The organism is Cellvibrio sp. (assembly GCF_053579595.1).
In genome coordinates this window covers 1-9,371 of sequence record NZ_JBRFPI010000168.1, presented here as the reverse complement: position 1 = coordinate 9,371, position 9,371 = coordinate 1, and the positions used below count along the sequence as shown (strand labels likewise).

The 9,371-nt window shown below is 46.3% G+C and carries 12 protein-coding genes and 1 tRNA gene; 6 read left to right on the top strand and 7 right to left on the bottom strand.

All coding sequences use genetic code 11. From position 1 onward, the window contains the following. The 6 genes from ACWA6V_RS11640 to ACWA6V_RS11615 form a co-directional block, all read left to right on the top strand. On the top strand, positions 1-672 hold a 672-nt coding region (locus tag ACWA6V_RS11640; RefSeq protein WP_449522644.1), incomplete at its 5' end, for a carbon-nitrogen hydrolase. A 136-nt stretch (positions 673-808) separates the two neighbouring features. Continuing rightward, positions 809-1,504: a GGDEF domain-containing protein gene (locus ACWA6V_RS11635; RefSeq protein WP_449522643.1), complete on the top strand. Its 696-nt coding sequence runs from the start codon at positions 809-811 to the stop codon at positions 1,502-1,504. A 132-nt stretch (positions 1,505-1,636) separates the two neighbouring features. After that, positions 1,637-2,110 (top strand): thioredoxin-dependent thiol peroxidase, encoded by a 474-nt coding sequence (gene bcp / locus ACWA6V_RS11630; RefSeq protein WP_449522642.1) that lies wholly within the window; start codon positions 1,637-1,639, stop codon positions 2,108-2,110. Between the two features lie 226 nt (positions 2,111-2,336). Next, positions 2,337-2,780 carry a helix-turn-helix domain-containing protein gene (locus ACWA6V_RS11625; RefSeq protein ID WP_449522641.1) on the top strand — a complete coding sequence of 148 codons (444 nt, stop codon included), beginning with the start codon at positions 2,337-2,339 and terminating at the stop codon, positions 2,778-2,780. Positions 2,781-2,885: 105 nt separating this feature from the next. Further along, positions 2,886-3,230 (top strand): preprotein translocase subunit YajC, encoded by a 345-nt coding sequence (gene yajC / locus ACWA6V_RS11620; protein WP_449522640.1) that lies wholly within the window; start codon positions 2,886-2,888, stop codon positions 3,228-3,230. An 80-nt stretch (positions 3,231-3,310) separates the two neighbouring features. Further along, positions 3,311-4,660: an alanine/glycine:cation symporter family protein gene (locus ACWA6V_RS11615; RefSeq protein ID WP_449522639.1), complete on the top strand. Its 1,350-nt coding sequence runs from the start codon at positions 3,311-3,313 to the stop codon at positions 4,658-4,660. A gap of 19 nt (positions 4,661-4,679) precedes the next feature. Here ACWA6V_RS11615 and ACWA6V_RS11610 read toward each other — a convergent pair whose 3' ends face one another. From ACWA6V_RS11610 to ACWA6V_RS11580, 7 genes are all read right to left on the bottom strand, one after another. After that, positions 4,680-5,012 (bottom strand): TusE/DsrC/DsvC family sulfur relay protein, encoded by a 333-nt coding sequence (locus ACWA6V_RS11610; RefSeq protein WP_449522638.1) that lies wholly within the window; start codon positions 5,010-5,012, stop codon positions 4,680-4,682. 1 nt (position 5,013) lies between these two features. Then, positions 5,014-5,322 (bottom strand): sulfurtransferase complex subunit TusB, encoded by a 309-nt coding sequence (tusB, locus tag ACWA6V_RS11605; protein ID WP_449522637.1) that lies wholly within the window; start codon positions 5,320-5,322, stop codon positions 5,014-5,016. A 1-nt stretch (position 5,323) separates the two neighbouring features. After that, entirely contained in the window at positions 5,324-5,686 is a 363-nt protein-coding gene (tusC, locus tag ACWA6V_RS11600; protein ID WP_449522636.1) for a sulfurtransferase complex subunit TusC, read from the bottom strand. Between the two features lie 5 nt (positions 5,687-5,691). Further along, positions 5,692-6,099, bottom strand: a complete 408-nt coding sequence (tusD, locus tag ACWA6V_RS11595; protein WP_449522635.1) for a sulfurtransferase complex subunit TusD — start codon at positions 6,097-6,099, stop codon at positions 5,692-5,694. Between the two features lie 47 nt (positions 6,100-6,146). Continuing rightward, positions 6,147-6,830, bottom strand: a complete 684-nt coding sequence (locus ACWA6V_RS11590; RefSeq protein WP_449522634.1) for a Bax inhibitor-1/YccA family protein — start codon at positions 6,828-6,830, stop codon at positions 6,147-6,149. A 231-nt stretch (positions 6,831-7,061) separates the two neighbouring features. Beyond that, positions 7,062-7,151: transfer RNA gene (locus ACWA6V_RS11585), tRNA-Ser, on the bottom strand. Between the two features lie 159 nt (positions 7,152-7,310). After that, positions 7,311-9,371 (bottom strand): ribonuclease E/G (locus ACWA6V_RS11580; RefSeq protein ID WP_449522633.1); only part of this gene is annotated, 2,061 nt, incomplete at its 5' end.

The following is a 9,371-nucleotide window of genomic DNA, read 5'->3' as shown; positions in this document are numbered from 1 at the left end:
CACGCTTTGGGTACGCTCGCGCAAAAATTGGATATCGTTATTGTTCCGTCATTATTTGAAAAGCACGCTGTGGACCTGCATCATAATACGGCTGTGGTTATCGAGCGCGACGGCAGCATCGCGGGCAAGTATCGCAAAATGCATATTCCCGATGACCCCGGGTATTACGAGAAATTTTATTTTACGCCGGGCGATTTGGGCTTTCAGCCAATCCAGACATCAGTCGGCAAATTGGGCATCCTGGTGTGTTGGGATCAGTGGTTTCCTGAAGCTGCGCGTTTGATGGCAATGGCGGGTGCAGAGCTATTAATTTACCCAACTGCCATTGGTTGGAGTCCCGCGGAAGCTGCGGATGAAAAAGTGCGTCAGCGCGACGCATGGATTACAGTACAACGCGCCCATGCGATTGCCAATGGTCTACCAGTAATTAGCGTCAACCGAGTGGGGCATGAACCTGACCCCGCAGGTGGTGCTGGTTTGAATTTTTGGGGTAGTAGTTTTGTTGCTGGTCCCCAGGGTGAATTTTTGTTCAGTGCAAGTGTTGATCAGGAAGAAACAAGGGTGGTTGCGATTGATCTGCTGCGCAGCGAACAAGTGCGCCGCATGTGGCCATATCTGCGCGATAGGCGGATTGACCACTACAGTGAGTTGGTGAAGATCTATCGTGATTGATAATAAGTAAAAGCCGTGTTTTCTCACGGCTTTTTTATTGGGACTGTATAAAAAATAGTTTCTGGTTAGCACAGATTATTTCGTCTAGACTTGGTTCGGCGTACTTATTTAATACTCTTGAACAAAAGCAATGTTTATGGATTCTCCTGCATCTCCTTCCGATTTTGTTTCGCTATCCTGTCCGCGTGGTGATACTCCCTGTCAATTTTTACAGGAACTACAGACCTTGCGCGAGGAAGTGGATTTACTGAAAGAACAGGTGCGTACTGATGCGCTGACAGGGCTTTATAATTTTCGTTTTTTCTCCGATGCTCTGCCGTTGGAGATGGAACGCGCAAGCCGTTCGTTTCAACCACTCTCACTCATCATTTTGGATATTGATCATTTCAAAAGTTTTAATGATCGCTGGGGGCATGAATTGGGGAATAGGGCGCTATCCCATATTGCCCAATTGGTTGCATTGATGGTTCGTAAATTGGATTTTGCCTGCCGCTTTGGTGGCGAAGAGTTTGTGATTTTATTGCCCAATACTGATTTACGGCAGGCACTGAATGTAGCTGAGCGGTTGCGTGAAATTATCGCCACTACTCCCTTGGTCAATGAGCAAGAGCTAATCACCATAACCGCGAGTTTGGGTGTAGATGAATACCGGGGTAATCACAGTGATAGCCCTGAAGGTTTTATCGAGCGTGTAGATGCCTGGTTATATCAGGCGAAGCATGCTGGCCGCAATTGTGTGAAAGGGCCCGTTATTGAGCCGGCGGATGTCCGTACGACAGTAACAACTGAAGAAAAAGATGCACTCTTTGGGGCGTTTGGATCAGATGACTGATTTAGCAGCTTAGATCTCTATTTTTTGTGCTGCACAAAAGCTCTGAACTGATCGAGCAGTTTTGATAAGACGTAAAATTCCATCACTATTCACAAAAATATTTACACACCATAGCCGAAGGTTCACAAGCGAATGACATTTCCCAAGATTGGTAATCTCGCCCCGGTATTCACCCTGAAAAATCAAGCAGGGGTTGATATTGCGTTAAAAAATTACAAAGGCAAAAAGAATGTGGTGTTGTACTTTTATCCTAAAGCTTCCACACCGGGTTGTACGGTGCAAGCCTGTGGTATCAGGGATACACATGCAGAGTTTGATGCATTGGATACAGTAGTGCTTGGTGTTAGCCCCGATGCTCCGCCTAAATTGCAAAAATTCATCGATAAGTATGATTTGAATTTTGATTTATTGGCTGATGAAGATCATGTACTGGCCGAAAAATATGGTGTGTGGGGACTCAAAAAATTTATGGGGCGCGAATTCATGGGGATATTGCGAACCAGTTTTATTATTGACAAAGACGGGCGCTTGAAGCACATCCTCGATAAGGTTAACACCAAGACACATGATCAAGAAGTGCTCGGTATTCTGCGCAATGGCATTTAAACCGTCTTTAATATAATTACTTGTGATAAAAAACTCGTCTTTTGATTGGAAATTATACGCATTTCTCTTTGATTCAAAAATAGTTCGTCTATAATCCCCATTAGCTGAGTGTAATTTGAATAATCCATGGATGGTGCTTGAAAATTTGGTAGCCTGTGCTTTTATCAAGGAAAAACACTCCTGATTGATTTCATAAACGCCCTTAATTGGCAAAGGAGACGCCTGGATGATCCAATTACAGCGAATTTATCGTAACAGCGAACATTATTCTGAAAATTCCTTCGAGGGGTCTGAAGTAAGATCTTATGAGGAATATCTTGCTATGGCTGATATTCCAAAATTTGAAGGGGTTTCTGCACGCGTGATCGATGCTCTAAAACAAAGGGTCGGTCGCGATGATTTATCGATTGATCGGATTGCTGAAGATCTAAAGCTGTCCAAAAGAACCTTACAGCGTCGATTGCAACAACAGAGTGCGAATTTTGCACAGTTGCGGGATGTCTTGCGTTTTCATTATTCAATCAAGTATTTGATCGATGAACATATGAGCGTTGACACCGTCTCCAAAGCGCTGGATTTTTCCGATCGCACCAGTTTCACCAATGCATTTAAGCGCTGGACCAGCTTGTCTCCGAGTGTTTTTAGGAAGTTATTCCGCGATTACGCGTAGTTTTCTTACCTCCAGTTAACGACCTTGTTTGATTAAGGAGTGCTAATTGCCTGTGTCTTTCAAAACAGGTACAGTTAGCGCTCTTTATTCTACGAGGTTAGTTTCATGAGTTTCTTTATAGCATCCGCAATGGCTCAGGCTCAAACGGCACCAGCGCCACAAAGTAATCCGATGATTACTTTATTGATGTTTGGTGGCATGTTCCTGTTCATGTATCTGCTGATTATTCGTCCTCAACGTAAGCGTCAAAAAGAGCATCAGAATCTGGTTTCAGCTCTGGCGAAAGGCGATGAGGTGATAATGACCAGCGGCATGCTGGGTAAGATTCTTAAAGTTGACGATAACTATGTTGTTATCGAAACGGGGAATAATGTAGAACTCAAATTCCAAAAAGTGGCTGTGCATGCAGTGCTTCCAAAAGGCACCATCAAGTCCATTGATGCATCCTAAGCGTTAAAGAATCAAAAAGGGGCTTAGGCCCCTTTTTTATTGCCCTGACTACCTGCCCTTATAATTATTCTGGAGTCCTTATGGAGCTTATTCATCACTATGTTGCCTGGTTAAATGGCTTGGTCTGGGGTGTGCCCATGTTAATCCTGATTCTCGGTACCGGGTTGTTTTTGATGGTGGCGTTAAAGGGAATGCCATTAGTCCGGATTCTAATGGGATTCCGCTTAATGTGGGGCGGAAGAGCCCGTGGGGATACTAGGACTGGTGATGTAAGTCCGTTTCAGGCGTTAATGACGTGTTTGTCAGCTACTGTGGGTACCGGGAACATTGCTGGTGTTGCTACGGCCATTTTTTTGGGAGGGCCGGGTGCTTTGTTTTGGATGTGGTGTACAGCGCTTGTTGGGATGGCGACCAAGTACTCCGAAATAGTGTTAGCGGTGCACTTTCGCGAGAGGGATGAGCGTGGTGAATATTGCGGTGGGCCAATGTATGCGATCAAAAATGGATTGGGAAAATCCTGGGCGTGGTTGGGTTTCGTATTCGCTATTTTTGGTGGTTTGGCCGGTTTTGGTATTGGCAACATGGTTCAGTCCAACAGCATGGCTGAGGTTATGGAGTCGTCCTTTCATATAGAGCGCTGGATAACTGGTTTAGTTACGACAATTATTGTTGCTGCGGTGATTTTGGGGGGAATAAGGCGAATCGCAAAAGTATCAGCTTCATTAGTCCCCTTTATGTGTATCGGTTATGTCGTCATGTCGCTGGTTGTATTGGGCATATATATTGAGCGCGTGCCTGATGCCTTTGCTCTGATCTTCACGCACGCGTTTACTCCGGCTGCTGCAACCGGTGGCTTTGCTGGTGCGGCGGTGATGATGGCGATGCAATACGGAGTTGCTCGTGGAATTTTTTCAAATGAGGCTGGTCTGGGGACTGCGGGTATTGCCCAAGCTGCTGGGACTACAAATAGTCCAGTTCGGTCGGGCTTGATAGGAATGATCGGTACATTTATCGATACCATTATTATTTGCAGTATGACGGGCTTGGCAATTATCTGTTCGGGTGTATGGGCCAGCGGGACAAAAGGGGCAAGCTTGTCAGCGGCTGCGTTTGAATCTGCATTACCAGGAGTTGGAGGCTACCTGGTGGCAATTGCACTGATCATTTTTACTTTTACAACGATTTTGGGTTGGAGTTATTACGGTGAAAAATGCTGGATATTTTTGGCTGGCCGTAAAACTGTAATACCTTTTCGAATCCTTTGGGTGTTGGCGGTATTTGGTGGTGCAGTCTTTCAGTTAGATTTTGTATGGTTGTTGGCGGATACACTAAATGCACTCATGGCGATCCCCAATTTGGTTGCGCTGCTGTTGTTGAGCCCCGTGGTGCTGAAATTAACGAAAGACTATTTTGATAAAAATAAATTGTGATTCAGATAATACTAAATGATCACAGGCAATTTGTCGGGCGTGGTAGTCCGGCAATTTTGCTGGCGATTCTAGCGGGGCTGGGGGGAAACAGTTGCAGTAAATAAATACTTTTCCCTTTTTCTGGGCCAAGTTTTTTTTCGGTGTATTTTACAAATGCGCGCATCGCCGGTGACAATTCGAATTCCCGATAAAATTCTTGCAAAAGATTTATAATCTCCCAGTGTTCAGGTGTGAGTGAAATATTTTCTTGTGCGGCAAGTGCCTTGGCTACTTCCTTGTCCCAGTCATTAAGGTTGATCAGGTAGCCATCTTTATCTAACGCAATAGCGCGTCCATCTATATTGAGCTGCATATCAATACCAGCTTTGCACGCAGCGATGATCGAGTGTCAGTTGAACGAAGGTATTGTAGTCAATGAGCTCGATATTCGGTGCCAGCTTTTCCTCCAGTCCCCGCGCTTTTATATCATTTATCAACGCGAAAACCTTAACCCCGCGTTGGATTAGCAGCTGTAACTCATCCGCCCCCGGAGCGGAAGTGATGGTTCCGAATACACCGTCTTCCAGTAGTAAAATCCCGTCGCGCTCCACGCATACCCTAAGGCAAGAGAATAAGGTGCTGTGTGCAAAAGGCGATTTGTTAATGGTATGCAGAGTGCTCATATTAAAAACTCAGGAGTTGATCCTGCTGGCTAAGTAGGTGTCCTATATCCTTATTGTTTAACAGTTGTAAATCATCAAGGATTAGGTCATCGGCTTTTATTGTTCTAGCCTTTAAAGATTCTTGATGCACATAAATATTCTCTATTCCGTATAGGGCTAGTGCAGGAAGTATAGAGGCAATATTTTTTTGATCTATATGTTGGCTTTGTTGATTTTTCAGTAGCTGAAAAATACCATCGTCCATAAATAAAATTCCTATGTCCTGATCGTAGACAGAAGCTGCCAGTGCGATATCGATCGCTTCCCTTGCAGTGCTTTTGCCATAGGGTGCTTGTCGGCTAATCAGTAATATTTTCTTGTTCATACCAGCTAACCAAAGCTAATTAATCTATCAGATACGACGGCGGCTTCGACCAATTGTCCTAAGCCACTGATTGTGAACTCACTGGCGAGATTGTGTGACGGTTTGTCGTAGCGTTTAGCTTCGCCTTCATCAAGTATTCCTCGTCGCAAGGCTGCTGCTATACATACCACAAGATCCAGATTGTGATCTTTGGCTAGGTGCTGCCATGCTTGCTGTAAATTAAATTCATCTTGAGGCGGCGCTGCCAGATTAGTCGCATTATGAACTCCATCCTGATAAAAAAATACACGATGTACGCTGTGTCCCTGGTTCAAAGCGGCGATTGCAAACTGATAAGCACTGTAGCTTGCTTGGGATGAATAGGGGGCAGCGTAAACCGCTAGTGAAAAAATCATGATTAAGATGAAGCCCAAAAAATAAGGCTCCGCGAAGGGAGCCTTGGGTGAACGTCTGGATAATATTACTCGTCGCTGGTAACGCCAAGTAAATGTAGCAAGCTCGTAAACAAGTTCACAATGGAAAGGAACAGGCTGGTGGTTGCCATAATATAGTTGGTTTCGCCACCGTGAATGATTTCGCTGGTTTGGTAGAGAATCGCCGCGGACATTAATAGAACGATGCCTGCAGAGAAGGCTAATTGCAAACCGGAAAATTGGTAGCCGAAAAATGATGCACCTAACAAGAACAACATTACCGCGAGCATTACCATAATGCCGACGGCAACAAATCCCCCGAGGAAGTTAAAGTTTTTACGAGTAGTTAATACGTAAGCTGATAGTCCAACAAAAACGATTGCAGTCCCCGCAAGCGCTTGCATGATAATTGCTGAGCCATTTGCCATGCTGAGGTAACGATTGATGATTGGGCCAAGACCAGCACCTATTAAAGCGGTAAATGCAAATACAACGAGCAGGCCGGTGGCTGAGTTGGCTGTGCGTGGCAGCACAAACCAGATAAGTGCCATCGCGATAAGGCTCATGATCAGTCCTGCGCCGTGGCCAATGCCCATTGCCATAGATGCTCCTGCCGCCAAGGCGCTAAATGCCAAGGTCAAGCCCAATAGCATATAAGTATTACGCAGGACTTTACTCGTCTCAGTCTGGCTTAGTGGCTGAGCTGTGTTAGTGCTATAAACTTCTTGCATAAAACCCTCCAATTAAAAATTACTGAAATAGTATTATGTAGCTTGGGGCGATAATACAAATAAGCAACGTCAAAGCCAAGCTATTACGAATTTACTTATTATTTACGAGCTTTGAGTTGAAGTGGACTGGCTGAGTTGGAACCGAGAAAGTGACCGGTGTTCACCGTGAAAAAGGTAAATAAAAGACAAATAAAAAAGGCGCTAGATGTTTTTCTAGCGCCTTTTTGATTATGGCGGAAGGGCAGGGATTTGAACCCTGGGTAGGCTCGCACCTACGCCGGTTTTCAAGACCGGTGCATTAAACCACTCTGCCACCCTTCCGAGTGCGGCAAATTATACATAGCTTTTTTTATTGGGCAAGTGAAAAACGTTATTTTTATAGCTGAATGTTGCACTTAATTTTTTCTAACCCTAATTGCTGAGTATAAAAAAGCCGAATTGTTTCCAATTCGGCCGTTTTGTTTTTTTAATTAAAAATGTTTACTCGTTAGTGCTGCGCTTATTCAGGCGTGGATCATTTGACGGCCTGGCTAATGGGCGCGGGTTGTGATCAACGCTCGGTGGCAGGCTGGTATCCAGCGCGCGCGATGCCTGACTTTCGATAGTTTCGGTAATAATGCTTACCTGGCTTACGGGTTTGGGCGCTTTGCGTGGATCATTGCTGGCTCTTTCCGGAGGGGCAAGATTCACTTCAGTAATAGTCTTTCTCTCTGATGTCTCAATCTCAACGTCAGTTGTAGCTGCGGCAGGCTCACTGACAATGGCTTCTGCGGTTACTGGTTCGGGAGCTGAAATGGCCTCAGGTGCAGCTTTATCCTCGCTTATGGCAATTACAGCTGCGGCTTCGATTTGGGGTTCAATCGGTTTGGCAAATGTATCGACACTCGGCTCAGCACTGGTTGTGTTTGAGGTTTCGACAGCCGGTACATTTTCTTCTGCACCAGTTTCGGGCTCAACTTTGGTGGTTTGAGCTTGTTGGGCGTGTTCTGCGATAGCGGCAGAAATTTGTTGTGCCAGCTGTGCAGATTCGCTCAGCACTTTTGGTTCATCGGATGCCGTTGGTGTGATCACTTCTTTCTCTTCGGTGTTGAATGAAGTGTTTTCACCTTCTATACCCTCACCGCCATGGCGAGTGCGGCGACGTTGTTGCGAACGGGTGCGACGACCAGCAGGGCGCTTGGATGGGCGTTGATCATCCCCTTCTTCCTGGGTGTTGATTGCATCATTGTTGTTGATAGCTACTTCAGCAATAACCGCTGGCTCTTCTTTAACCGTTTGGCGGCGACTATTGTCACGCTCATTGCGTTGGTTGCGATTACGTGGTTGACGTGGTTCATCATCGCCAGCTTGTGAATCGCGTGGTTGCTGTTCGCGTTGTTGATCGCGATTATTGCGTGGTCTGCGTTCATTGTTGTCGCGAGTAAAACTATCGCGCTTTTCGCTATCTCTGCTGACTTCGCGTTTTTCTTGCTCGCGTGCAGGTTTTGCTTCGCCAGTTGGGCGATGCTCAAGGTTATCGATAATCTCGCGATCTTCTTTGCGGTCTTTGTCGCGGCGATTGTTGCGGCCATCGCGGCGGTTGTTGCGACCTGAGTTGCGGCGGCTGTCGCGCTTGTGTTCGCGTTTGCCTTTGCTCTCTTCGCTTTTTTCGCCACCAAAAATACTGCTAATTGAACCAATCAGGCGCGATAGTAATCCGGGCTTTTTAACTGGCTCAGGTGCTGGCTGGCTTGGGCTGCTTGGTTGTACAAGCGGCTTGGGTGCATTGATGGGTTTTGCTTTGAAGTCTTCTTCGTCAGCTTTGGCTTCGTCGGTGTGCGCAACGATTTTATAGCTGGTTTCCAGTGTCCCTTCGTCGTCATCGCGCAAGCGTTGGACTTCAAAATGGGGTGTCATCAATTCAGCGCTAGGTACAATCACCACGCGGGTGTTGTTGCGCGATTCAATACTGGAGATGGTTTTGCGTTTTTCATTTAGGAGGTAGGTGGCCACAGATACCGGACAAATTGCGCGGATTTCTGCGCTGCGCTCTTTTTGCGCCTCATCTTCAACCAGGCGAAGGATTGATAGGGCAAGTGAGCGGGTGCCGCGAATGTTGCCCACACCATCGCAACGCGGGCAGATTTTTGAATGGGTTTCACCCAATGATGGGCGCAGGCGTTGGCGTGACATTTCCATCAGGCCAAAACGGGAGATGCGGCCGATTTGTACGCGCGCTCTGTCCATCATCAATGCATCGCGTACACGGTTTTCAACTTCGCGCTGGTTGCGTACGGGTTGCATATCGATGAAATCGATAACGATCAAGCCGCCCATGTCGCGCAAGCGCAATTGGCGTGCGATTTCGTCAGCAGCTTCCAAGTTGGTTTGCAGCGCAGTTTCTTCGATGTCGCCGCCTTTGGTGGCGCGCGAGGAGTTGATGTCGATTGCAACCAGGGCTTCAGTTGCGTCGATAACAATTGAGCCGCCCGATGGCAATTTAACTTCGCGTTGGAATGCGGTCTCAATTTGAGACTCGATTTGATAGCGGTTAAACAGGGG

What these genes read in the sequence shown, in the direction of transcription:
- ACWA6V_RS11590 (WP_449522634.1), bottom strand. Translation starts at nt 6,830, where the DNA reads ATGCAAGAAGTTTATAGCACTAACACAGCTCAGCCACTAAGCCAGACT.
- yajC (WP_449522640.1), top strand. Translation starts at nt 2,886, where the DNA reads ATGAGTTTCTTTATAGCATCCGCAATGGCTCAGGCTCAAACGGCACCA.
- tusB (WP_449522637.1), bottom strand. Translation starts at nt 5,322, where the DNA reads ATGAGCACTCTGCATACCATTAACAAATCGCCTTTTGCACACAGCACC.
- ACWA6V_RS11625 (WP_449522641.1), top strand. Translation starts at nt 2,337, where the DNA reads ATGATCCAATTACAGCGAATTTATCGTAACAGCGAACATTATTCTGAA.
- tusC (WP_449522636.1), bottom strand. Translation starts at nt 5,686, where the DNA reads ATGAACAAGAAAATATTACTGATTAGCCGACAAGCACCCTATGGCAAA.
- ACWA6V_RS11635 (WP_449522643.1), top strand. Translation starts at nt 809, where the DNA reads ATGGATTCTCCTGCATCTCCTTCCGATTTTGTTTCGCTATCCTGTCCG.
- ACWA6V_RS11610 (WP_449522638.1), bottom strand. Translation starts at nt 5,012, where the DNA reads ATGCAGCTCAATATAGATGGACGCGCTATTGCGTTAGATAAAGATGGC.
- ACWA6V_RS11615 (WP_449522639.1), top strand. Translation starts at nt 3,311, where the DNA reads ATGGAGCTTATTCATCACTATGTTGCCTGGTTAAATGGCTTGGTCTGG.
- bcp (WP_449522642.1), top strand. Translation starts at nt 1,637, where the DNA reads ATGACATTTCCCAAGATTGGTAATCTCGCCCCGGTATTCACCCTGAAA.